This window comes from Polaromonas sp. P1_E11, assembly GCF_056405995.1.
Window position 1 is genome coordinate 1 of the sequence record NZ_JBFUBA010000008.1, and the last position, 25,359, is coordinate 25,359.

At 63.3% G+C, this 25,359-nt stretch carries 17 protein-coding genes; 6 read left to right on the top strand and 11 right to left on the bottom strand.

The window, feature by feature from the left end:
• Positions 1 to 46 precede the first annotated feature (46 nt).
• The gene (locus AC1D11_RS20925; RefSeq protein WP_477650054.1) at positions 47 to 6,556 is read left to right on the top strand and encodes an MBG domain-containing protein; all 6,510 of its coding nucleotides are present in this window, start codon (positions 47 to 49) and stop codon (positions 6,554 to 6,556) included.
• A 367-nt stretch (positions 6,557 to 6,923) separates the two neighbouring features.
• On the opposite strand, the gene AC1D11_RS20930 is transcribed toward AC1D11_RS20925, so the two are convergent.
• Positions 6,924 to 8,852: a sensor histidine kinase gene (locus tag AC1D11_RS20930; RefSeq protein WP_477650053.1), complete on the bottom strand. Its 1,929-nt coding sequence runs from the start codon at positions 8,850 to 8,852 to the stop codon at positions 6,924 to 6,926.
• Between the two features lie 54 nt (positions 8,853 to 8,906).
• A complete protein-coding gene (locus AC1D11_RS20935) occupies positions 8,907 to 9,602 on the bottom strand; it encodes a response regulator transcription factor (RefSeq protein WP_431095964.1) in 696 nt (231 codons plus the stop codon).
• A 396-nt stretch (positions 9,603 to 9,998) separates the two neighbouring features.
• Between AC1D11_RS20935 and AC1D11_RS20940 the strand changes: the two genes are divergently transcribed.
• The 4 genes from AC1D11_RS20940 (at position 9,999) to AC1D11_RS20955 (ending at position 18,472) form a co-directional block, all read left to right on the top strand.
• Positions 9,999 to 15,152, top strand: a complete 5,154-nt coding sequence (locus tag AC1D11_RS20940) for a two-partner secretion domain-containing protein (RefSeq protein WP_477649196.1) — start codon at positions 9,999 to 10,001, stop codon at positions 15,150 to 15,152.
• Positions 15,153 to 15,266: 114 nt separating this feature from the next.
• Positions 15,267 to 15,557: a hypothetical protein gene (locus AC1D11_RS20945; protein ID WP_477651250.1), complete on the top strand. Its 291-nt coding sequence runs from the start codon at positions 15,267 to 15,269 to the stop codon at positions 15,555 to 15,557.
• Between the two features lie 532 nt (positions 15,558 to 16,089).
• Positions 16,090 to 17,775, top strand: coding sequence for a ShlB/FhaC/HecB family hemolysin secretion/activation protein (locus AC1D11_RS20950; protein WP_477649194.1), 1,686 nt, complete (start codon positions 16,090 to 16,092; stop codon positions 17,773 to 17,775).
• Positions 17,776 to 18,274: 499 nt separating this feature from the next.
• The gene (locus AC1D11_RS20955) at positions 18,275 to 18,472 is read left to right on the top strand and encodes a hypothetical protein (RefSeq protein ID WP_477649193.1); all 198 of its coding nucleotides are present in this window, start codon (positions 18,275 to 18,277) and stop codon (positions 18,470 to 18,472) included.
• Positions 18,473 to 18,507: 35 nt separating this feature from the next.
• Here AC1D11_RS20955 and AC1D11_RS20960 read toward each other — a convergent pair whose 3' ends face one another.
• The 3 genes from AC1D11_RS20960 to AC1D11_RS20970 form a co-directional block, all read right to left on the bottom strand.
• Positions 18,508 to 18,777, bottom strand: a complete 270-nt coding sequence (locus AC1D11_RS20960; RefSeq protein WP_477649192.1) for a pentapeptide MXKDX repeat protein — start codon at positions 18,775 to 18,777, stop codon at positions 18,508 to 18,510.
• Positions 18,778 to 18,869: 92 nt separating this feature from the next.
• Positions 18,870 to 19,661, bottom strand: a complete 792-nt coding sequence (locus AC1D11_RS20965; RefSeq protein WP_477651251.1) for a molybdopterin-dependent oxidoreductase — start codon at positions 19,659 to 19,661, stop codon at positions 18,870 to 18,872.
• A 43-nt stretch (positions 19,662 to 19,704) separates the two neighbouring features.
• Complete coding sequence (locus AC1D11_RS20970; RefSeq protein ID WP_477649190.1) at positions 19,705 to 20,301, bottom strand: cytochrome b/b6 domain-containing protein; 597 nt, start codon at positions 20,299 to 20,301, stop codon at positions 19,705 to 19,707.
• Between the two features lie 224 nt (positions 20,302 to 20,525).
• Between AC1D11_RS20970 and AC1D11_RS20975 the strand changes: the two genes are divergently transcribed.
• Entirely contained in the window at positions 20,526 to 21,092 is a 567-nt protein-coding gene (locus AC1D11_RS20975; protein WP_477649189.1) for a TVP38/TMEM64 family protein, read from the top strand.
• A 2-nt stretch (positions 21,093 to 21,094) separates the two neighbouring features.
• On the opposite strand, the gene AC1D11_RS20980 is transcribed toward AC1D11_RS20975, so the two are convergent.
• From AC1D11_RS20980 to AC1D11_RS21005, 6 genes are all read right to left on the bottom strand, one after another.
• Entirely contained in the window at positions 21,095 to 21,511 is a 417-nt protein-coding gene (locus AC1D11_RS20980) for a hypothetical protein (protein WP_477649188.1), read from the bottom strand.
• Between the two features lie 17 nt (positions 21,512 to 21,528).
• On the bottom strand, positions 21,529 to 21,720 hold the full coding sequence (locus AC1D11_RS20985; protein ID WP_477649187.1) for a hypothetical protein: 192 nt from the start codon (positions 21,718 to 21,720) through the stop codon (positions 21,529 to 21,531).
• A gap of 57 nt (positions 21,721 to 21,777) precedes the next feature.
• Positions 21,778 to 22,509: an amino acid ABC transporter ATP-binding protein gene (locus AC1D11_RS20990; RefSeq protein ID WP_477649186.1), complete on the bottom strand. Its 732-nt coding sequence runs from the start codon at positions 22,507 to 22,509 to the stop codon at positions 21,778 to 21,780.
• On the bottom strand, positions 22,487 to 23,254 hold the full coding sequence (locus AC1D11_RS20995) for an amino acid ABC transporter permease (protein WP_477649185.1): 768 nt from the start codon (positions 23,252 to 23,254) through the stop codon (positions 22,487 to 22,489). The genes AC1D11_RS20990 and AC1D11_RS20995 overlap by 23 nt, the downstream gene beginning before the upstream one ends.
• An 18-nt stretch (positions 23,255 to 23,272) precedes the next feature.
• On the bottom strand, positions 23,273 to 24,040 hold the full coding sequence (locus AC1D11_RS21000; RefSeq protein ID WP_477649184.1) for a basic amino acid ABC transporter substrate-binding protein: 768 nt from the start codon (positions 24,038 to 24,040) through the stop codon (positions 23,273 to 23,275).
• 178 nt (positions 24,041 to 24,218) lie between these two features.
• Complete coding sequence (locus AC1D11_RS21005; protein WP_477649183.1) at positions 24,219 to 25,109, bottom strand: dienelactone hydrolase family protein; 891 nt, start codon at positions 25,107 to 25,109, stop codon at positions 24,219 to 24,221.
• Positions 25,110 to 25,359 lie beyond the last annotated feature (250 nt).

Sequence of the window (25,359 nt, forward strand, 5' to 3'; positions counted from 1 at the left end):
GGCCTTGCTGGCGCCGGAAGTACGCAACGAAGGTGTCATCCGGGCCATGCTGGGTACGGCCTTGCTGGCAGCGGGCAACAAAATCACCCTGAACCTGGACAACGGCAACTTGCTGGGCTACAGCATTGACCAGGGCGCCATCAATGCGCTGGCCGAGAACAAGCTGCTGATCCAGGCCCAGGGCGGGCAGGTCTTGCTGTCCGCCAAGGCGATGGACAGCCTGACGACGGCGACGGTGAACAACACCGGTGTCATTGAAGCGAAGACGATACAGAACAAGGCCGGCCGCATCCTGCTGATGGGCGACATGGAGACCGGTACGGTCAATGCAGGCGGCACGCTGGATGCTTCCGCACCGGATGGTGGAGACGGCGGTTTTGTCGAAACCAGCGCAGCGCATGTAAAAGTGGCCGACGGCGCCCGGGTGACGACATTGGCCTCGGCCGGCAACACCGGAAAGTGGCTGATAGACCCCAACGATTTCACCATTTCCGCCGGGGGCGACATGTCGGCCACGGCCGTCGCTGCCGCCTTGAGCGGGGGCAATTTTGAAATCGCCACCGCCACCATGGGCACGGCCGGCGGCAACGGCGACATCCACGTCAACCAGGCCATCAACCGGACGGACAACAACACCTTCACGTTGACTGCCGAGCGCGATATCAATATCAATACCGGCGCGAACATCACCAAAACCAATGCGGGCGCGGCCGGTATGACCATGACCGCCGGGCGCAATATCCTCCTCAACGGCAATATCGGCGTGGGCGGGCCTTCCACAAATCTTACTGTGACGGCCAACGCCGCCGGCGATATTACCGGCACGGGAACCCTGAACCTGAACGGCGGTGCGCTGGACATGACGGCCGGCGGCAGCATCGGCGGCACAGACGGCCTGGGGCAAATCTTTGCCGGCAGCTTGAAGCTGAAAGCCACCACGGGTGAAGTGGTCATGAATAGCGGCGTGGACTGGCAGGCCAGCTCCTTTGACCTGTACGCGGGTACCGACATTCGGGGAAATGCCGGCGCCGTCAATGCCACCATGACTGCGCCCGGCGGCAGCTTCACCGCTTCCGCGGGCAACACGGGCAATGGCCGAATACGCATCAACAGCTTCTCCAATGCCATAGGCACGCTCAACCTGACCGCCCTGGGGACAGGCGGAGGTGGCCAGGTCGACTTTTTGAGTGCCTCAGCCATCGGCAACGCTTCCATCACGGCCGCGCGTGACGTGAACGTCAGCGCGACTGGCAGCCTCAGCCTCAATGCCCTGACCCTGACGGGCGCCAACCAGAACGTCAGCCTGGCGGCCAGTGGTGGCACGCTAACGACGCTGGGCGCCCTGAACACCGGCGCAAGCAACCTGACCCTGTCGGGCGGCTCTATGTCCCTGGGCGGCACATTGAGCGCCAAAGACCTCAGCCTGACCGCAACGAGCGGCCTGAACATCAACCGGGACCTCACGGCGACGGGCAACCTGACGCTCGCCGCGAGCAATGCGGCCATCCAGCAAACCGCCGGCATCCTGATCGCGGGCGGCACGACGACCGTCAATGCCGGCGCGGGTAGCGTCAACTTGAACGGTGCCAATAACTTCACCGGGGCGGTCAGCGTCACCAACCTGGGCGCGAACAACGTCGCGATCAATAATGCCGGAGGCGCGCTGACCCTGGGCACTGTGTCTGTCGGCAGCGGCACGCTGAGCCTGACGGGCAACAACATCACGCAGACAGGCGCTATCACCCAGGCCGCCGGCGCGGGTGCGGTAACCATCAACGGTGGCGCCAGCGCGATAAACCTGAGCAACGCGGGCAACAATTTCACGGGCGCGGTCGGGCTCAACAATACCGGCGTCAATGCCGTGACCATCCGGGATGTGAACGACCTGGTGCTGGGCCCATCCACCGTGCAGGGCAGCCTGACGGCGACTTCCAGCACCGGCTCCATTTCGCAAGCCGGCGTATTGAATGTGACGGGAGCTTCCACGTTCACGCTGAACGGCAGCAGCAAGGACGTGCTGCTGGGCACTTCGGCCAACACCTTCGGCGGCGGCGTGACTGTCAATGGCAGTGGCAGCGTCAGAGACATGGCCTTCCGTTACGGCACCGGCTTTGCTTTTCCCACGGCACCCACCTACTCGGGCACCCTGACGCTGATCAGGGACAGCGGGATCATCAACCTGGGTACACAAACCTTCAGTGGTGGTCTCGCGCTGACGGCGGCCGGAGGCATTAACCTGTTCGGCGGCACGCTGCAGACGGGCGGCGCGCAGACCTTCAACAGCGCGGTGACGGTTGGCGGAACCGTCAACCTGGTCAGCACCGGCGGCGGTATCACATTCGCCAACACGGTCGACGGCGCGAACGCGCTGAGCACCACGAGCGCCGGGGCCACCAATTTCAATGCGTCGGTAGGCGCCACCACGGCGCTGACCAGCTTGAACGTCACTTCGGGTGGCGCCATCAACGTGCAGACCGGCGCCACGCTGCGCGCGGGCGACCTGATGCTGACGGCGGCAGGCGGCATTGGCAACGGCATTGGTGGCGCTGCGGCTATCGATGCGGCGCGCCTGAGCGCCATCAATTCAGTCGGCGGCCATATTGCACTGTCGCACACCGGCACGGGCACGCTGGTGGTAACAGACCTGGGGCAGGGCGATGGCATACAGAACAGCGTCGTGGGCGGCAACGTCAGCCTGGCAGCGGCCAACGGCAGCATCCAGGTGCTGGGCAGCAAAGTTAGCGCGGCCGGTGGCAACGTTGTGCTCAGCGCGGCTGGCGCCAGCGCGACGCATTCGGTGGAGATCGTGAACAACGGCGCTACCCAATCGAACATTACTACCACCGGCACAGGCAACATCACCATCAACGGCAACCTGACGAGCGGCGGTGCCAGCGCCACCGGCGGCTCGGCGGGCGGTGTGGTCGTCACCAATTCCAACATCACCGCAGGCAGCGGAGTCATCACCATTTCGGGCGACGCGGGCTTGCCATCCGGTTTGGCGCAGATTTCACGCGGCGTGCGCCTGGATTCGGGCGCGAAAGTCACCGGGGCCGGCAACATCAGCATCACGGGCCGGGTTGGCAGCAGTGCGTCGATTAACAGCGAGGGCCTGCAATTGGCCGGTGGGGCGGAAGTCTCCAGCACCGGTGGAGACGTTGCACTCACCGGTTCGCTAAACAATCCTTCCACCCTTGCTGGCACCGGCCTGCATGTCAGCGGCAAGGTGCAGTCCGGCGCGAGTAAAAAAATCACGCTCACGGGCTCGGCGACCGTGGGCGGCGGCTCTGGCACCGGTGTGGTGATCGATGGGGCGGCGGAGCTACTCGCCGGCACAGGTGGGTTGACCATTCTGGGCAGCGTCAGCTCTTCAACGACTGCCACCAACGTCATTGGCACATCCATCGTCACCTCCAGTCCCGCTGCCAGCCCCATCATCAGCTCTACAGGCGCAATAGATATTACTGGCACCATGAGTGCCGGCTCCGCTTCAGGCAACAGCGCTTTACGTATGGAGGGCGGCACGATCAACTCCAACGGCGCGAACATCGTCTTGCGTGGCTCCGGCGTGCCTGCGCCTGCGCCTGTGTCTGCCCGTGATGTCTATCTCGGCGGTACGACGGTCGCCAGCAGTGGCGGCGAAATCCAGATTATTGGCGACCGCGTCGAGATTCTCAGTACGGTCAATGCAGGGGCCGGCCGTGTGGTGATTGCGCCCTTTACCGCCAACCGACAGATCACACTCGCTTCATCGACATCAGGCATCGAGAGCTTCGCACTGAATTTGGCTGCATCCGAGATCAACCAGATCACGGCTGGCGTGCTGCAGATCGGCGCCCTGACGAGTACAGGCGGTATTGAGATCGCTGGCCCCATCACGGCTGCGCCAGGGCCCTTGCCGGTCATCAGTTTGCTCAATGCCAGCACCATCAGCCAGACGGGGGCCATCAGTGTGGGCAAGCTCAACGCGGTGGGCTCCTCCGTCACCCTGACCAACGCCGGCAACCAGATCGACGAGATCAGCGGGCGCTCTACCACCGGCGCATTCAACGTCACCAGCAGCAAGTCCGCGCCGCTCACGGTTGGTACGGTTGACGGGTACACAGGCATCAACTCGGGCAGCAACGCCACCACGCTCACCAACCTGAACGGCGCCATCGCACAGACCCAGGCCATTGTGGCCAGCAGCTTCACCGGCAGCGGTGTGGGTGGCATCAATCTCAACCTGGCTGCCAACCAGATCGGCGCTTTTACGGCGACCAATAGCGGCGCGGGCGATATCGTGCTGCGCAACGGCATCAACACCACACTCACGTCCCTCACCAATACCGGTACGGGCCGCATTGACGTCGACAACATCGGCACGGTCACGCTGGCGTCAAGCGGCATCACCAGCAGCGGCACGGCCACGGGTACTGCCGCCGGCACAGCGGCGGTGCGCATCAAAGGCTCGCAGGGCATTGTGGCCAGCGGCGCGTCTCCGCACATCAGCAATTCTGCGGGCGGCTCGGTCTACCTCGACGGCGGCGCAGGCAGCATGGGTACCAACCCCGCCGGCGCGGTGGGTATTTCCGCTGCGTCCGTCACTGCGGTGGCGGCAGGCGGCGCCTCGCAAGTCAACCTGAGCCTGGCGAACGGCGGCACGCTGGAGAACATCTTCGCGGCGGGCAGCGTGAATGTCACGGCCACGACCGGCAGCCTGGCGGTCAAGACGGTGTCAAGCAGCTCGGTCAGCCTCAGCGCCGCAGCCGGCGCCATCACCGACGCCAACGGCGCGGCGAACAACATCAGTGGGACGTCTCTGACTGCTTCCTCGCAAAACGGCATCACGCTGGGCACCAACGTGAGCGGCGTACAGACGTTGAGCACCACGGGCGCTGCCGGCGACATCACCATCACCGCCGCCAATGCCATCGATACCGGCAACTTCAGCGTGAGCACCAACGCGGGTTCCGCCCAGACCGTCAGCCTGGCTTCGAATGCCGGCATCACGGTGGGCAGCGCCTTCGGCAACAGCCAGGACAAGCTCAAGCTGATCACGACCGGCGGCAACATCGCCATCAACGGCGCGCTGACGGCCAGCGAACTCACGCTGAACACCGCCGGTACCAGCACCCAGAACGCGGCCATCACAGCCACGGGCCTGGAACTGCTGGGCACCGGCAGCCATACGCTGAACAACGCAGGCAACGCGGTGACCACGCTGGCAGGCAATACCGGCAACGTCGACTACTCGCAGGCCGGTGCGCTGGCCATTGGCACCGTCAACACGGCAGGGCTGACTGCCAGCGGCAAGGTGCTGGTGCGTGCGACTGGCGCTGCGGGCGACATCACGCTGAACAATGCGGTCACCTCAGGCAGCGCGGCGAATGATTCGCTGGTGCTGGCTGCCGGTCGCAACTTCATCAACAACGCCGGCGCCACACCGCTGAACCCGGGCGCGGGCCGCTTCCTGGTGTATTCGACCGACCCGACGGCCAACACCATGGGCGGCTTGGCCTCTACAGGCAACGCCTTCAGCCGCACTTACGCCGCCAATGCACCCACCGATGCCTCCATGACTTCGCTCAGCGGCAACCGCATGGTGTACAGCGTGACGCCGGTGCTCACCATCACGGGTGACAACCAGGCCAAGGTCTATGGCGCGGCCGACCCGGGCCTGACGTACACGCTGAATTCCGGGCTGGTGGCCGGCGACACGGCCGCAACCGCGCTGGCCGGCGTGCTGGCAGCGCCGACGGGTTCCGCGGCCTCCGCAGGCACGCACGCCATCACCCAGGGCACGCTGGCTTCAGCCCTGGGCTACGGCATTGCGTACACCAACGGCACCCTGACGGTGGGCAAAGCCACGGTGAGCGTGACGGGCATGGCGGCCAACAACAAAACCTACGATGGCACCGCAACAGCGACCCTCAGCAACGTCGGCACCCTGACGGGCCTGGCCTACGGCGAGCTATTGACCCTGAATTCCACGGGTGCCAGCTTCTCCGACGCGAATGCCGCCAACGGCAAGACCGTGACCGCCACTTACGGCCTGGCCAACGGCGCGGGCGGCCTGGCCAGCAACTACCAGCTGGCTGCGGCTCCCGTCACGGCGACGGCCGACATCAACAAGGCCAACCTGAGCGTCACGGCCAACAATGACAACCGCACCGTGGGCGCCGCAGCCTATACCGGCGGAAACGGCGTGAGTTTCAGCGGCTTTGTGGGCGGCGAAACGGCCGCCGTGCTGGGCGGCGCGCTGACCTATGGCGGCAGTTCGCAAGGCGCGAGCGCTGTGGGCAGCTACGCCATTACGCCCGGCGGCTACAGTGCCGGCAACTACGCGCTGGCCTATGTCGACGGCGTGCTGACCATCAACCCGGTAGCAGCGCCTGTGCCGGTGCCGGTAGTGCCAGGCGGTAGCCCGGCAAGCGACGCTTACCTGAGTGCGCTGCGGAACATCGCGAGCCTTGGCGCTTCAGGTGACGGCGGCGGCGCACAGGGCGGTGGTGCAGACCCCAGTGACGCCCTGAAAGCCGCCGCTGCCGAAGCCGGAAATACGGACGAGGAATAAGCCCACCCCCTCCAGCCTCACTTCGTGTAGCCTGTTCCCCCCTCAGGGGGCGGCGCCTGCGGTCTGGCAAAGCCAGTCCCGCGGCCCCCGTTTGTGCGCACAGAACTCTTCAACCAGCATGAGCCGTGGAACCGGCTTTGCCGGGCCACAGGCGGGCGGCCACCTCGGGGGGCAAGGAACTACACGGAGTGAGTGACTGTGGGGGCCAATGCGTGTAGCCTGTTCCCCCCTCAGGGGGCGGCGCCTGCGGTCTGGCAAAGCCAGTCCCGCGGCCCCCGTTTGTGCGCACAGAACTCTTCAACCAGCATGAGCCGTGGAACCGGCTTTGCCGGGCCACAGGCGGGCGGCCACCTCGGGGGGCAAGGAACTACACGGAGTGAGTGACTGTGGGGGCCAATGGAAGCCACAAGGTAAAGCGCGTGCCCGCCGGCCCCGATTGCCAGTTGACCGTGCCGTCAATGGTTTGCGCGCGGCGCCGCTGGTTTTGCAGGCCTTTCCCCGCGGCGTCGCCAAAGGCTTGGTCGACATCAAAGCCCTGGCCGTTGTCTTCGATGATGACCTGCACCCCGGCGCCTTCGATGGCAGTGCTAAAGCGGATCTCGGTCGCATGCGTATGGCGCAGGATGTTGGCCACGCTTTCCTGGATGATGCGCAGGATGTGCAGCGCGCTGGAAGGGTTCAGCCAGTCCAGCGTGGGAAGTACCTGCACTTCCCAAAGCAGCGTGACGCCGGTGCCTTCCAGCCGGGGTTCGAGCCGGAAACGCAGTGTGGCCAGCAGCAGCAACAGGTCGGCCTCCACCGGCTCCATCGAGTCGATGGCGAGCTTCAGGTCGTCCATGCAGTCCTTGAGGGTCTGCGTCACGCGTTCGTCGCTCATGCCGCCGACTTCGATGGAGCGGATGGCGCTGATCAGCGTCGAGCCGAGGCCGTCGTGCATGTCCTGCATCATGCGCTGGCGTTCATCGCTCAGCATCTGCTGCTGGGCGATCTCGCGCAGGCTGCGGTGGCTGGCTTCAAGTTCGGCTTCACGCGCCCGCAGGCGCTCGGCCAGGCTGGCGTTGACCTGCTCGACTTCCGCAATGGCGCCGGTGTAACGGCGGTACATCACATAACCGAAGACGCTGAAGGTGATCGCGTTGGTATGCGGGCCCATATACCAGCTTTCGGGGCTGATGAAATTGTTCTGTACCAGCCAGTCGGTCGCGCTAAAGAGCGTGGCCAGCACCGTCCCGATGGCCACCACCATGGCGCTGCGAGAGCGCCCCCAGGCGTTGATGACGCCCGCCACGCTGACGCTCACGCCCATCAGTGCGGCCACCACATACATCACTGGTGTGGTCCTCGGCGTGTTGGGCAGGGCCGACCACAGGGGCAGGGTCAGCAGGGCCATCAGCACGGACGCGGTGATCAGTGCCCGCGTCAGCCACAGTTGCTGGCGCCGGTGCAGCAGGCCGATTGAAAAGTGCACCACCGTGACCAGCCAGAACAGCGAGTTGACGGTGAACCAGGCAAACCAGTCGTTGGCAATCGGGAAGCTCACATAAAAATGCAGGCCCCGCACGAAGGACATGACCGCCAGCACAAAAAACAGCAGATAGCCCGGCTCATGCCGGCGCCGCAACCACACCAGCAAGGCGAAGATGCCGACCGCGAGGAAAGCCGAGCTGAACATGCCCGGCAATTCCTGCTGCAGCCATTGGCGGCCGCGGTAGCGCCAGCTGATGGCCTCCACCGGGCCCAGCCACAGTGATGACAGCGCCACCTGCGTCGCAGCCGTGTGCTCGATGCGCAGCGTGATCTCGTGCGGCGGCCGGCCATCGGGTGATTTCTCCAGCAGCACCCACAGCGGCGTGTGCGGGCTGTTCCATAACGGGCCTTGCTGCTGTGCGGTGTGTACCAGGTGACCGTCGGCATACACCGCGAGGGTGCCGTCGGTGCGCACGCGGGCCGCATACAGCGCCAGTGGCGTGGACGATGCCGGGGCCTGCGGCACGGTCAGTCGAAACCAGCTGGTGCGTGTGACGGGTGCCGCGCCGGCGGATGCTGCAGCCCGGGCCTGTCCCAGCAACGCTATGGGCAAGGCGTGCGGCAGCGTAACGGGTTGCCAGCGGTCCAGCAGGATTTGGCCGTCGAGGGTGAGCGGTGGCGAGGTGAAGCCCGCATCGGTTTGCACCTGCCAGTCAGCCCGGGTGAGATGCAGGGCCGCTGCGCTGGGGGAACCACCCGCGCGGGTGCCCGCAGAGTCACAGGCGACAAGACCCGTCAGCACCGCAGCCGCTGCCAGCAGCGCTAACATGCGGGGCGAAAAACGCAAGAGGCGGTGGTGATGAAAGGGCATTCGCGCGGGCAACTACTGCGCCAAAATGCCCTGGTTCCTGGCTTCGTAGATCGCTTCAGCCTTGGAGGTAACCTTGAGTTTGCTGTAGATGCGCCGCACAAAAGTGCGCACCGTGAAGTGCGACAACTCCATCAACCTGGCGATTTCCACCGCAGTGAAGCCTCTGGTGATGTAGTCCAGCACTTCCTTTTCACGCGCCGACAGCAGCGATGGTGCGTCGATATCGGCGGGCGTCGTGCCGGCGCCGGCTGCGGTGCTGCGGCGAAAGCGCGCCAGCACCTGCCGGGCGATGATGGGGCTGATCGGGCTGCCGCCGCTGGCCAGGCTGCGAATCTCTGCCGCCATCTTCAGCGGTGAGCTGTCTTTCAGCAGGTAGCCGGCAGCGCCGGACTCAATCGACTGCATCACATGCGTCTCGTCGCCAAAATTGGTGCTCACCATGATGCTGCATGCCGGCCACTGTCGGGAAGCCGCGCGGATCACGTCGATGCCAGAGCCATCGGGCAGGCCTAAATCAACCAGCAGCACATCGGCCGGCGGCTGCATCAGCATCTGCAAGCCTTCGGCACGGGTGCCTGCCGCGCCCACGAGGCGCATGTCAGAAGCGCCTTGCACCACGCGGCTCAGCGCTCCGCGAAAGCCTGGATCGTCCTCGACGATGGCGACATGGATCATGGGCAGGTCTTGTTCAGCGGGAGGTGCATTCATCAGGCAGACATTTTGCGACGGTTTTCGGGTACACGACTCGCTATTTGTGTAGATCGTTTGTTCTACGTGCAAGCCGGTAACGGGGGGGGCTGGTCACCGGCAGGGCCTGTTCGCTGCCCCGCCGGTGTCGATCGTCGTGCCACCCGGATGATCTGAATGCTATATCTTTGATAGCTGTCTGCGCCCATTTCTGTTGGTCTGCAGCCCGATCTCGTCTCTAGAACGGGGCCCCTGAAGGTATCTGGCGTAGCGCATATGCGCTACAGACAGCGGCTTTCGTGATTCGTACGATGACGGCCAGTCGGCCAGAGCGTTCCACAACATCCGGGGCGCTGGCCCGACTGATTGGCGGGCAACCTGGCTCGCTGCAAGTTCCACCTGCCAACGAAAGCCTCCATGAAAAGTCACGCCAGCATGAACCGTATTTACCGCCTCGTCTGGAACACCGCCCTGAATCTGTGGGTGGCCGTGGCGGAAAATGCCAAGGGCAGAAGCAAGGGTGGCTCGGCGCGCGGCAGCGTGCAGTGGGATGACGTGCAGGCGGAAGGAGGCCATGGCGTCGATGGCGGTGGCGCGGGCTTCAGGCTCAATACGGCCTGCCGCGCGGCGCTGGTGTTGCTTACCTCCCTGGCGGTGCTCACACATGAAGCGCATGCGGCCGATGCAGCCAATGCCAGTGTGTCGGCGGGTAGTGGCAGCGTCTCCACGCTAGGCAACACCACCACCATCAACCAGGCCAGCCAGCGCCTGGCCATCGACTGGACCAGTTTGTCTACCGCGGCCAACGAGGCGCTGAGATTCAACCAGCCCAATGCGCAGGCGATTGCGCTGAACCGCATCACCGGCAGCAGCCCGAGCGAGCTGCTGGGTAGCCTCACGGCCAACGGCCAGGTCTTCATTCTCAATCCCAACGGTGTGTTGTTTGGTGCGGGTTCTCAGGTCAACGTTGGCGGCCTGGTGGCTTCTACCCTTTCCATGAGCAATGCCGACTTCATGGCCGGCAACAACGTGTTCACGGGTTCCGGTGGCTCGGTGGTGAATCAGGGCACGCTGAACGCCGCGCCCGGTGGCTACCTGGCACTGCTGGCGCCCGAAGTGCGCAATGAAGGCGTGATGACGGCGAGCCTTGGCACGGCGCTTCTGGCCGCCGGCAACAAGATCACCCTGAATCTGGACAACGGGAGCCTGCTCGGTTACAGCATCGATCAGGGCGCGATCAACGCACTGGCAGAGAACAAACAGCTCATCAAGGCCGACGGCGGCCAGGTGCTGCTCGGCGCCAAAGCGCTCGACAGTCTCACCACGGGCACCGTCAACAACACCGGCGTCATTGAAGCGAAGACGATTGCCAACAAGGCCGGCCGCATCATGCTGATCGGCGACATGGAGCACGGCATGGTCAACATCGGCGGCACGCTGGATGCCAGCGCCCCGGATGGCGGTGACGGCGGCTTCATCGAGACCAGTGCCTCGAACTTCATAATCCTGCCGGGCTTCAAGGTCAACACGCGGGCGCCGCAGGGCAAGACCGGCACCTGGCTGCTCGACCCGGCCACGATGACCATCGCGGGCGGCAATGGCGGGGCGGCCGACACCATTTACGAAGACTTTATTGAATCGGCAAGCTCCAGCATGCTGATCGAGGCCACGGATTCGATCAACGTCACGGGCACCTTCGGCAATGCCGATGTAGAGCTCCTCAGTGGCCTCAATCTCACCATCAGAACCACCGGTCCCACCGGTACCGGCATCGACCTCACGGGCAGCACGCACGGCGCCGGCCTGACGTTCAAGGTTTCCGGCGGGGGCTCGGCGAGCGTGACCACCGCGGCGGCATCCCAGGCCATCAAGACCTCCGCAATTTCCGTGACCAGTGGCGCCGGCACGATCAACATCAACTCTGCCGGCGGGCTGGATGTCAGCAATACGGTCCTGCAGACCAGCGGAGGCGCGATTTCGCTCATCGCGGCGGGCCAGGCCGGGAGTTCGGGCGTGCTGGTGTCCCAAAGCACCCTGAACGCCGGCACCGGCGCCCTCACCATCAATGGCACCACGACAGACCAGTCGCAGTATGGCGTGCTGCTGGACCGCTCCACGCTTACCAGCGGCAATGCCAACATCAACAGCGCCGATAGCGCCGTGAAGCTGGCGGGCACCAGCGTGGCAAGCACCGGAAACATCACCGTCGAAGCGTCGGGTGCCAGGACGAGCCACCACGCGCTCGAGCTCGTCAATGAAGGCGCAACGCAAACCAACGTCGGCGTCAGCGGGGACGGAACGATAAACATCACCGGCAGACTGGTGAACGGCGGCGGCAGCGCCACGGGCGGCTCTTCGGGCGGTGTGGTTGTCACCAATTCCAGCGTGACCGGCGGCACCGGCACCGTCACCATCGCCGGTGACGTAGGCACGACCGGGGTCATTGCTCAGGTGGCCCGCGGGGTACGGCTGGATTCTCTGGCCAGGATCACGGGTGCGGGCAACATCGACATCACCGGGCGTACAGGGTTGTTTTCCCTGGCAGGCACTGCCGGCGTGGAACTCGGCACCGGCTCGGAGGTATCCAGCACCGGCGGCAATATCACCGCTACCGGCCGGGCCGGTGTCAGTAGTGCCGCCACCGAGGTCAAGGGCCTTATAGCAAGAGGAAAAGTGCAGTCCGGCACCTTGCGCAGCATCACGCTCGACGGTTCGTCCTCGTTAAATGCAGCCGGGATCAGCGGCTCCGGCGTCCTCATCGATGCCGGCGCAGACATCATCGCGGGCAGGCTGGGTTTTAACAGTACGGGTTTGTTCAGTAGTTCAAACGGGGGAACGGCGAACATTACCGGCATCTCCATGGTGGGCGGCAGCATCAACTCGACCGGCGGGATCACCATGATCGGCAACCTCGATGGGACAAGCTCTATGGGCGGGGGGCATGCCGTGAGCCTGACCGGCGGCAGCATCAACTCCAACACCGCGGCCATGACGCTGCGCGGAATGAATTTTCCTACGGGTGCAATTGCGCCGGCCGGCAGCTACGCCCTGAACATCGACGGCACCAGCATCACCAGCGGAGGCGGTGCGATCACGCTGCTGGGCGACCGCATCAACATCGGCTCCGCCGTCAACGCGGGCGCGGGCAAGGTGCTGGTCAACACGGACATCTTCAGCGCCAACCAGCCGATCACACTCGGCGGCGCATCAGAAACCGCCGCCATGAACCTGAGCAACGCCGAGCTCAACCGGATCACCGCGTCGGTGATCGCGATCGGCAGCACTTCCAATACAGGCGGCATAGTCATCGGCAACACCGGCGGCAATATCAACCTGGCCAGCGCACCCAGCCTGAGCCTGCTCAATAGCAGCACTGCAGGTTCGGGCATCTCGCAAACGGCGGCATTCACGGTTGCCAACCTGAAGGCCGATGCACAAACCGTCATCCTGGCCAACTCACTCAACCAGATAAGCCAGGTCAGCGGTCGCGCCTACGGAACGAACAATTTCGAGGTTAGCTCCTACTCTGCATTGTCGGTGGGGACGGTGGACGGAACGGCCGGCATCACCCAGTCCGGCACCGGTCTTGTTGCGCTGCTAAGCCGCGGCGCGCTGTCGCAAACCCAGGCCATCGTCGCGAACACCTTGCAGGCCACCAGTTTCGGGGGCATGACGCTGGCCAACGCAGGCAACCAGATCCAGAATTTCGGCAGACTTAACAACAGTACATCGGGCGACATCACCCTTCGCAACACCGCCGCCACCGCCAGCTTCCAGGGCAGCTTCCACAGCGCCGGCCGCGTCGATATCGCCAACACGGGCAATATCTTGATGGTGGGCTCCTACATGCCTTTTTTGAGCAACGCCACGGGTACGACTGCGGGCACCGCCGGCTTCAGCATGGTGGCCACGGGCGGCATCAGCACGCAAACTGTCCAGACCAACATCAATCCCCTCTCGGGTGGCTCGGTCTACCTGGAGGCAGGCAACGGCAGCATAGGCGCCAGCACCGCCGGCCCCATCACCATTTACACGACCGGCCCGGTCGTTGCGGTGGCGAGCGGCGCCGGTTCACAGGTCAACCTGGACCTGGCCTACGGCGGCACCCTGGAAAACGTCAGTGCAACGGGCGCGGTGAACGTCACCGCTGCCTTCGCCCTGGCGGTCAAGACGGTGTCCGGCAGCTCGGTCACTCTCAGCTCCTCGCTCGGAGCCATCCTTGACGCCAATGGCGCGGCCAACAACATCACCAGCACCACGCTTAACGCGACCGCACGGGAAAGCATCACGCTGGGCACCAATGTCACCGGCCTGCAAACGCTGGCGACCACAGAACCTGGCGTTGCGGGCGACATCAGCCTCACTGCCGCCAATGCGCTGAGTACCAGCAATCTCGCCATCAGCACTAACGCCGGGTCTGCGCAGACAGTCAGCGTGTCATCCGCGGCCGGCATCACGGTCGACAACGCCTTCGGCAATGCGCAGGACAAGTTCAAGCTGATCACGACCGGTGGCAACATCGCCATCAACGGCGCGCTGACGGCCAGCGAACTCACGCTGAGCACCGCCGGTACCAGCACACAAACCGCGGGCATCACGGCCACCGGCCTGGAACTGCTGGGCACGGGCACGCACACCCTCAACAATGCAGGCAATGCGGTCACGACGCTGGCCGGCAACACAGGCGATGTGGCCTACGCGCAGGCCGGTGCGTTGACGGTGGGCACCGTCAACACGGCAGGCCTGACGGGCACCGGCAAGGTGCTGGTGCGGACCACAGACGCGGCCAGCGACCTCACGCTGGCCAACAGCGTCACGTCCGGCAGCGCAGCCAATGACTCGCTGGTGCTGGCCGCCGGGCGCAACTTTGTGAACAACGCCGGGGCTGGCGCGCTCAACCCAGGCGCGGGCGGCCGTTTCCTCGTGTATTCGACCGATCCGGCTGCCAGCACCCTGGGCGGCATGGCTTCCACCGGCAATGCCTTTGGCCGCAGTTACGCCGCCAATGCGCCCACCGATGCGTCGATGACCTCGATCACCGGCAACCGCTTTGTCTATAACGTTGTGCCGACGCTCAACGTAAGCGGCGACAACCAGAGCAAGGCATACGGCGGCGCCGACCCGGCCCTCACCTACACCGTCAACAGCGGCCTGGTGGCGGGCGACACTGCGGCCAGCGCGCTGAGCGGTGCGCTGTCGGCGCCCACAGGCGCTGCCACGACCAGCCCCACACATGCCATTACGCAAGGTACGCTGGCAGCGGCCCTGGGTTACAACGTCGTCTATACCAACGGTACGCTGACGATGACCGGTACACCGCCTTTGCCTGCATCCCTTTTCGGCGTGACTTCAGCGCTGGATGGGCCTTATGTGACCGCGCTCAACACCATTGCCGGCACGGGCAATGCCATGGGTGGCGTCACGGGTGGCGCCGATAGCGCCAATGGAGATGGCACAGGCAGCATATCGAGCGCGGTGGACGACGATCCGTTCAACATACTGGATGATGGCGCGCGCATGAAGGCGTTGAATGCCGCCGCAGAGGCAGCCCGCCAGGACAGAGGCGAATAGGCGGCAGCTTGGGGAGGGGGCGGGGTAGGCGAGGCCCTGGTGGGCCTGCGGTGAGACTCTGCGCAGGCAGCCTGCACGGGTGTGGTGACCTTGCTGGCCACTGGCTTGCCTTTGGTGACTGCCAGTACAGGCAGTACTACGCCCGGCACGCCAGACACAGTGCAGTACAGGATCGCGCTGCAAACCGTCTACCAAACCAGCCGCGATACGGTCAACAGCGGCCCCGCCAGCTTCATTGAGCCCGACAACCGCGACGATGAGGCGGGCGGGAATGGCAACGGCAGTAACGGCAGTAACGGCAACAGCGGTGACAGCGGCAACGCCAGGCTGTTGAACTCGCTGGTCAGTATCGTCAGCTGCGGTTTATTGATGCCCAAAAGCGTTAGCCGTGCCACTTGTGAATAAACCATTTTCATGGCTCTTCATTAGCTCAGTCGGGCTGTAGCCATTTATGGGCGGGCGCAAGCAGCTATTAAAAATGTAGCAATGACTCCGCGAAAGCCAGGTCGTCCCCCAACGATGGCAAGCTGGACGCGCGGCCTGGCCATTTCGGAGCCTGCAGGGAATCCCTGGTTGGGCTGAGCGCTTACATCAATTGGGGCGCCGTTGGGCGACGTTGGGAGACGGATTAGGGTGGGCCTCATAGCGCATTTGTGCTACAGGCAAAACCGGCAGATATAGTTACGATTGGTTTCATGTCCCTAAAAATGGGGACATACAGGATGAGCTGTCTCTGCGACATTGCCGGAGCGGTCACGCTGGACGTACTGCATCCGCAGTATGGCGGCATGAGAGTCGGGTACACACAATTGCAGGATGTCGCCCGGGGCATCGAAGCCATGGCCCCGGGGGGGGCGATGGGGTGTATGGATGGTCAGCTGCCATGAAGGAGCAGTTGCTTGTGTTGGATGAGCATTAAGAAAAGTAGAGCGAAAAAATGAAACAGAATTCGTTACCCCTTTCCGCGCTGGCTTCCGCCCTGTTGGTAGCTTTGCATACCGGCGCCTGGGCGCAGACTGCCCCAGTCCCTGACGCCGGCCAGGTGCTGCGCGACCTGCAGCAGGCGCCCGCCTTGCCGCCGCCACAGAGCGTTCCGCTGCAGCGCATCGAAGAGTCAGCCGACCTCAGCCAGAAAGGCGAGGCGAGGGTGCTCGTCAAGTCCATCACCATCACCGGGAATCAGGAGATCCCCAGTGCGCAGCTGCAACCCCTGGTGGCTGGCCTCGTCGGTGCCGAGCGGTCGCTGAGCCAGCTGAACGCCGCCGCCCGCCGCATCACCGCCTACTACCGCAGCCAGGGTTTTGCCGTGGCCCGCGCTTATTTGCCCGCGCAGGACATCACCGATGGCGCTGTCACCATCAGCGTGATCGAAGGCCGCATCTCCAGCCACAAGATCAACAACCAGTCGCTGCTGAGTGACGAGCGCGCGCAGGCCTACCTTGGCCAGGTCAAGGACGGCGACGTCATCAAGTCCGACCAGATTGACCGCGGCCTGTTGCTGCTGCAGGACACGCCCGGCGTCAGCAGCTCGCGCGCCACGCTGCAGCCCGGCGCCAGCGTGGGGACGTCTGAACTGCTGATTGAGGTCAACCCTGCCAAGCCCTACAACGGCAATGTCGTGGTCGACAACTACGGCAGCCGCTACACCGGGGAATACCGCGTGGCCGGTACCTTCAATCTCGTCAGCCCGCTGAAGATCGGCGACCAGCTCACCGTCAATGCACTGACCAGCGGCCGTAACCTCAGCTTCGCGCGGCTGGCCTACCAGATGCCTGTGGGCGGCGACGGCCTCAAGGTAGGCGCCGCGTACTTCGATACGCGCTACAAGCTGGGCCAGGAGTTTGAAACCTTGCAGGCCCATGGCACGGCCACCGCCGCCAGCGTGTTTGCCGCTTACCCCTTCATCCGCAGCCAGCTTAAAAACCTGAACGGCACCGTGTCGGTAGAAGACAAGCAGCTCAAAGACTATGTAGACGCCACCTCTACCTTCACACCCAAGAAAGTCCTGGTCACTACCTTCGGTCTTTCAGGCAACATGCAGGACGCCCTGGGCGGCGGGGGCATCACCGGCCTGGATCTGTCGGTGGCGATGGGCAACCTGCGCATCAACTCGCCCACCGCATTGGCCATTGACGCGGCCTCGGCCCAGTCCAACGGCAGCTACACCCGTGTTTCCTACGGCGCCAACCGCTTGCAACGCTTTACCGACAGCACCTTCCTGGCAGTGTCAGTGACGGGCCAGCTGGCCAGCAAAAACCTGGATTCATCCGAGAAGTTCTCCTTGGGCGGCGTCAACGGCGTGCGCGCCTATCCGCAGGGTGAGGCCGGCGGCGACGAAGGCTACCGCGGCACGGTCGAGTTGCGCCACAACGTGATGGCCAATGTGCAGGCCACCGTGTTCTATGACTGGGGCAAGGTCACCATCAACCGCAACCCTTTCGGCGCGGCGGCCTCCAACAGCCGCCAGCTGGCCGGCGCGGGCGTTGGCCTGAATGCCAGCCTGGCGGGTGTTCAGTTGCGTTCTTCGCTGGCCTGGCGCACCGACGGCGGCCTGCCGACTTCCATCCCGGCCTCGTCGGCCAAACGGCCCACGCTGTGGCTGCAGGCGTCCATGGCGTTCTGACGGGCCTGGTATCTGTGGCCTGCCAGCGGCTCTCAAATTCCCGAAGTAAATCGGGTTTTTGGCTAATAAGGACGGGCGCAAGTAGCTATCAAAAACATAGCGACGTCGAGGCACTTCCTTGCGGGCCGTGTAAAAGTTTTTGCGGCCTGGTGATTTGGAGCAGGGCGGTAAGGGGGCGGCACTATCGCGCGCTAGGCGCGCTGAAAAAATAGCGCGCCGAGGTTTCCAGGACGCGCAAGGCGTTTGCCCTGACATCGCTTGAGAGCTGCTTAGGGGCTTGCACGTAAAACGGCCAGTTGGCAGAGGTGCGGCCCTGTTGTGGCCGGGTGACCGGAGTGAGCGGAGTGACTGGCGTGGCCAGGGTGACAGGGGTTAAGGGTGGCCTGGTGGGAGGGTCATGTAGAAGCTGCATGTCAGTCTCTGGTTTGGTTGTTCTATGGAATCACTTTGAAGAACAATAGTACTGTACATACATACAGTCTTCAACTATGATTTACTCATGGACACAAACACCCCACCCGAATGGATTGCCCGCTGCGCTGAAAGGCTGCACCAGCGATGGCACACCGTCGGGCCTGACCAGCTTGAAGAGGTCGCCGCAGTCATCTGGCAGGACGTGAACCTGCGGTGCATGGCGCCCGCTGATGCCGCGGCGCTATGGCTCAAGCCGGTTGTGCCGGCCCCAGACGGGACATAGCGGGCCGGCCGCAAGCGGCGCGGCGCGCAGTGACCTTACTTTTTCATCTCGTCCTTGCCCATGGCGTCCTTGGCCATTTTGTCGCCTTTCTTCATGCCATCTTTTGCCATGGCGTCCTTTGCCATGGCATCTTTACCCATGGCATCTTTCGCCATCGGGTCCTTGGCCATCGCATCTTTTTTCATGCCGTCCTTGGCCATGGCGTCTTTGCCCATGGCGTCCTTTTTCATCGCGTCTTGCGCCATGGCGCTGCCGCCGGCGAAGAGCATGCAGGCAGACAGGAGGGTTGCAGTCAATTTGTTCATGGTGTTGTCCTTGAGTGGTAATAAATGGATGGATTGAATGAAAAAGGCAATCGCGAAATGATTGCCCGCGTTGCAGGGTCTCTGAGCGGTGCTCAGCTACCTCCGAACCAGTTGTAGCCCTGGTCTTCCCAGTAGCCTCCAGGGTAGGTATTGGTGACAAAAATCGCCTGGATGTGTTTGGGGTTCTTGTAGCCCAGCTTGGTGGGCATGCGCAGCTTCATCGGGAAGCCGTATTTGGGCGGCAGCGGCTGCCCGTCGTAAGTCAGCGCCAGCAGGGTTTGCGGGTGCAGCGCGGTGGGCATGTCGATGCTGGTGAAGTAGTCGTCGGCGCATTTGAAGCCGACGTACTTCGAGCTCAGGTCGGCGCCCACGTGACGCAGGAAACTGCCGAAGTGCACGCCGCCCCATTTGCCGATCGCACTCCAGCCTTCCACGCAGATGTGGCGGGTGACCTGGTCCACCTGTGCCATGGCGCGCAGCTCGGGCAGGGCCCATTTGCGCCGGTCGGACACCATGCCCGTGACTTCGAGCCTGTAGCTGCTTTCCTCGATTTCCCGGATTTCGTCCTCGCCGTAGTAGGCGTTAAAGGGGAAAGGCCGGGTGATCATGGATTCGGGGTAGGTCGGTGCCAGGCGGTTGGGATCAAACAGCAAGCCCTGCACTTCGTCATTGATGCGCGAGATCTTGCCGAGAGCGGCATTGACGCCTTCACTGTCGTCCAGCATGCAGCCGGTCAGCATGGAAAGGCCACCCAGCGTGAGCGAGGTGCGTAAAAAATTGCGGCGTGCCGTGCCGAGCTTGCGGGTGTGGGCAATGCGTGCAACGGCTTCGTCCAGCACAGCGGCGCTGTCGATGTCCATACGGGGAGGGGGCTTGATGATCATGGGTAATCCTTGCGGCTTTGCGGCGGTTGGGTAGTTCGTCGGGTCAGCGGCCGCGAAGCATGTAGACGAGGGTGCGCGGTACCAGCGCCACCATCACCAGGTGAACCGCGACGAATGCGGCCAGCGCGGCCATGGCGAAAAAGTGAACCAGGCGCGCACCTTCGTAGCCGCCCATCAGTTCGCGCAGGAGCGGAAACTGCACAGACTTCCAGAGCACCAGGCCTGAAACGACGAGCAGGACACTGTCCACCATGACGAAGAGATAGGCCAGGCGCTGCACGGTGTTGTAGTGGCTGGGGTCGGCATGGGCCAGCTTGCCCTTGAGGGCAGCGAGCAGGTCGGCGACCAGCGCCCTGGGTGAAAGCGGAAAGAATTTGTGAAAGAGCCGGCGCGTAGCGATGTTGAACGCCAGGTAGAGCAGGCCATTAAAGAACAGCAGCCACATGGCCGCAAAGTGCCACTGCAGCGCGCCGCCCAGCCAGCCGCCCAGCGTGAGGTCTTTGGGAATGCTGAAGCCCAGGAACGCCGTGGCGTTGTAGATGCGCCAGCCGCTCATCATCAATACCACCACGGCCAGCGCGTTGAGCCAGTGCATGGCGCGCAACCAGCCGGGGTGGATGATCTGCCGAGACGTGTTCATGAAATGCTCCTCTTGTGCTGGCCGCAACGCCCGGGTTTCCAGTGGATTGCCGGGATTTCCGCCGCAGTCTTGCTGCGTGTTGCTGTTTGGTCGGGCTGGGCACGCGCTTCTTACACGCTGATGGCATTTATTTGCAAAAGGGCCCCGGGCTGGCTGGATGGCCATGGGTTGGTTGGCGCCTAAAATCGGCCGGTGTCCCCGCCCAAACCCGCAATAGAGTCAAGATGCACCGCTACAAAAGACTGATCGCCGTGGTCGCGTTTCTGGGGCTGCTGCTGGCGGTGTTCCAGCTTTCCGGTTTGCGCGACAACTTCAGCCTGGTCTTTCTGCACCAGAAATTCCTGGACAACGAAGTCAGCGGCTTGCTGATTTTTATCGCGCTGTTTGCGCTGGGCAACCTGATCCAGATCCCAGGCTGGATTTTTCTGGCTGCGGCTGTGCTGGCGCTCGGCGAGATGTGGGGTGGCCTGGCGACCTACCTCGCGGCCGTAATTTCATGCGCCTTCACCTTCTGGCTGATTCGCCTGATGGGCGGAGACGCCTTGCGGCAGATCAAGGGTCGGTGGGCTCAACGCACGCTGGCTCAGCTGGACGCGCGGCCGGTGGCGAGCATCGTGGTGCTGCGCATGCTGCTGCAGACTGTACCGGCGCTGAACTATGCGCTGGCAATGTCAGGCGTGAAGTTTCGCGACTATATGGTGGGCACGCTGCTGGGCCTGCCGCTGCCGATTGCGCTGTACTGCGTGTTTTTTGATTACCTGGCGCGGGTGTTGAAGGTGCCGGGGTACTGAACTTAAACGGCGTTGCCTGCCATGCGGGCAAAGAAGGGCAGTGCAATCGCTGCCGCAAGAGAGAAGAAAAAAACCAGCCCATAGGTCATCAGGGCGAGCAAGGCTCCGCCTTTCAATTCAAGGGGGGCATCCGCTCTTGTCCTGGCTCGCGAGCCGAGCCACCATGCACCCAGACCCAGTTGTGCCGCCAGTCCGGTGGCAAGGTCCACAAGGGATTGGCGTATGGGGTCTGAGCCGGCGCCCAGCGACCTGACAACAGCACCGATGGCGAACAGCACCATGAACAGGACAACGCCGAAAATGAAGGCGTGTTTCCAGCTCAGTTGCGTACGGCGATAAAGCCAGGCCGCCAGTTTGACGCAGACAACATACGAAAAAATGGTGAATGCAATCGGGACAACACCGGGGAGCTCTGTCATCAAGGATGCTCTGTGGGTCAGCGTGCACGCCGGCGAACGAATCGAAGAACCACCGCAAGCGCCAGTGCCAGAAGAATTCCGGCCAATGCCAGTTTTCCGGCGAACACGGCGACCGCTGCCGTCGTCACCAACCCGACGCCGACGGCCGCGTCGAGCAGATGCAATCCGTCTTCAAGAAGTTTGCCTAGCCTGCTTTTAAACCAGAACATGGAACCGGACCTGATGGGAGCTTGTTTGAAAGGCGCGCGGGCTGGCCGCGCGCCGATTTACAGCACCTTGCTGAGAAAACGCTTGGTGCGCTCTTCCTTGGGGTTGTCAAAGATCTCCGCCGGTGAGCCTTCCTCGATCACCAGGCCTTCGTCAATGAACATCACGCGGTCGGCCACCTGGCGGGCAAAACCCATTTCGTGGGTGACGACCACCATGGTCATGCCTTCTTCGGCCAGGGCCTGCATGACGGCCAGCACTTCGCCGACCATTTCGGGGTCGAGCGCAGAGGTGGGTTCATCAAACAGCATGATGCGCGGCTGCATGGCCAGCGCACGGGCTATCGCCACGCGCTGCTGCTGACCGCCGGAGAGCTGGTTGGGATAGGCGTCGATCTTTTCGAGCAACCCGACCTTGATCAGTAGTTCACTGGCGCGGTTGCGCGCCTCAAGTGCCGTCAGCTTGCGCACCTTGGTGGGCGCCAGCGTGATGTTTTCCAGCACGGTTTTGTGCGGAAACAGGTTGAAGCGCTGGAACACCATGCCGATTTCCGATCGCAGGGCGTCGACGTCGGTTTTGGGTTCATGCACCGACACGCCGTGCACCAGCACCTCGCCGCCGCTGGCGTCTTCCAGCCCGTTCAGGCAGCGTAAAAAAGTACTTTTTCCCGAGCCGGAAGGACCGATGACGCAGACGACCTCGGTGGCCTTGATGGCGCAGTCGATGCCGCGCAGTACCGGGAGATGACCAAACTGCTTGGTCAGCCGGTTAACGCGAATCACCTCGTCCATAACGAGCCTCCAGTCTTTTGACAACATAAGCCAGCCCCAGCGTCAGCACCCAGTACATGAGGGAGATGGTGAGGTAGGGCTCCCAGTAGCGTGAATAGGCGCCGGCCACGGTGCGCGCGGCGTAGGCCAGTTCGGCCAGGCCAATCGCCGAAATCAGCGACGAGTCTTTCAGCAGCGAGATCGCGTTGTTGCCCAGCGGCGGCAGCATGCGGCGAAAAGCCTGCGGCAGCACAACGTGGTACATGGTGCGCGGAAAAGACATGCCCAGCGAACGCGAGGCTTCCACCTGGCCCTTGTCGATGGACTGGATGCCGGCGCGGAAGATCTCGGAAATGTAGGCGCCGGCATTGAGCGTAAGCGCCACGATGCCGGACAGGAAAGCGCCGTAGTTCTGCTTGATGTCGCGCGCTGTTTCACCCGAGATGATCAGGCCGTCAGTCGGGTTGATGAACAGCGGCAGCACCGCGAAGTGGATCAGCAGGATCTGCACGAACAACGGCGTGCCGCGGAAAAAGCTGACGTAGACGGTGGACGGCCAGCGCAGGGCGTATTTGCAGATCTCGCGCGCAGGTGAATGGCGCGATTCGGCCACACGCGCCATGCCGACCGCCAGACCCAGCAAGGTGCCCTGCACGATGCAGATCAGCGTCACCATGATGGTCATCTGCAGGCCGCGCCAGAACAGCACGCTGTACTCGGCAATGATGTCGGCCCGGAACCAGCCGAACCAGAGGACGTGTTCCATAAGGAGGTGTCCTGATGTTTACTGGGCGGGCAACGCGGGAGCGTCGGCCTGGAACCACTTCTTGTAGATGGCGGCATAGCTGCCGTCGGCCTTGACGGCAGCCAGGCCTGCGTTGAGTTTGTCCTGCAGCGCCTTGTTGCCCTGTTTCACGACGATGCCGAAGTATTCCTTGGGAAAGCTCGCGTCACTGACGGTCTTGAGCTGCTTGTGTTCCTGGGCACGGAAGGCGATCACGCCGTTGTCGCCGATGGCGGCGTCCAGGCCGTTGTTGGCCAGCTCGGAGATCACGACCGGGGTGCTTTCAAAGCGGCGGATGTCGGGGTTGGTCTTGCCGAATTCGCGCGAGGCCATGTCGTCGCCGGTGCTGCCGGTGACCACGCCGATTTTTTTGCCGGCAAGGTCTTTCAGGCTCTTGGCCGTGCTGTTGCTGTGCACGGCGATCAACTGGCGGGCTTCGAAGTAGGGGGCGGTGAAGTCGTATGACTGCTTGCGCTTGTCGTTGATGGTGACGCCCGAGATGACCAGGTCCACATCGCCGTTGTTGAGGGCCGCAAAGATGCCGGTCCACGGGGTATTGACGATCTTGATCTGCAGGCCGGCTTTCTGGGCGATGGCTTTGATCATGTCCACGTCGTAGCCGACAATTTCCTTGGTCGGGCTCTCATAGGCAAAGGGGCGGTAGGTGGCGCTGGAGCCGACGACCAGCTCCCTGTTTTGGGCCTGGGTTGAGCCCAGCGCACAGGTCAGCAAGCCGGCTGTCGCGGCAATTTTTTGCAGAATGTTCATGGTTGTGTCCAGGGGATCTGAGTGAGGGAAACGCTCGCCGGCTCGCGGACAGGCCGAAAAAGCGAAAGTAGCCAATGGTAACGCGTGCAAAAGCCGCGCCTGGAGCGTTCCGGGCAGGGTTTTCGCGGGGGACGATGCAGGGATGGGCGGGCAGCGGGCCCGCGATGTCTGCCCGGTTCTAGGCCCTGAGCTGTTTGTTGAAAAACGCCAGGGTGCGCTCCCACGCCAGCTTGGCCGCGGCGGCGTCATAACGCGGCGTGGTGTCATTGTTGAAGCCGTGTTGCGTACCCGGATACTGGTAGGCGGTGTAATTCGCACCTGCCGCCTTGAGTGCCGTCTCGTAGGCGGGCCATGCGGCATTGATGCGCTCATCCACTGCGGCGAAATGGATCAGCAGGGGCGTCTTGACTTTGGCGGCATCTTCCGCTGCCGGCAGGTTTCCGTAGAAGGGAACGGCCGCGCTGAGCTCTGGAAGGCGCGTGGTGAGTGTGTGCGACATGCCGCCGCCATAGCAGAACCCGACCACACCCAGCTTGCCGGTGCAGTCGTCCCGGCTCTTGAGCCAGGTGGTGGCCGCCACGAAATCCTCCACACACTTTCGCTGGTCCAGTTTGGCGAACAACTCGCGCGCCTTGTCTTCGTCGCCGGGGTAGCCGCCCAAGGGGGTGAGTGCGTCAGGTGCGAAGGCGATGAAGTTGTCCAGCGCCAGCCGGCGGGTGATGTCTTCAATATGCGGGTTGAGGCCGCGGTTTTCATGAATGACGAGCACGCCGGGCAGTTTTCCCGTGGCATTGGCGGGCCTGGCCAGATAGCCTTTGACTGTGCCTGAGCCGGCGGACGACGGATAGCTGACCATGTCGGTCTTGATGCGTTTGTCATCCCGGGCAATTTGCTGCCCCGCGGCAAAATCGGGGCTCAGGGCGGCCAGCAGGGCCGTTGCCGTCAGGCCGGCGGTGGCGAATTTCTGGGCGCGCTCCAGAAAGCCGCGCCTGTCAATGGTGCCGTGGACATAGGCATCAAACAGAATCAGCAGTTCCTGGTCAAAATCCTGGGCGGTCTTGCGTGGCATGTTGGGCTCCTGCAAAAAATCGAGCATACCGATTCGTGGCCTGCGTGGCAAAGGTCATCGTCAACCCGCAGGGCCGCAGTGTTTTGCAGCGCCATCCGGATGCTATGAAAAATATAGCTGCTTGCGCACGGCGGGGTTGGGCTGGAGGCTCTTTTTGTGCCTGAAACCCCTGGAAAACCGGCAAAACCTGTTTTAATAACGCACCGGGACGCTGGCCTGAATTGACAGGGCGTCCGTTCTGTGACTCACT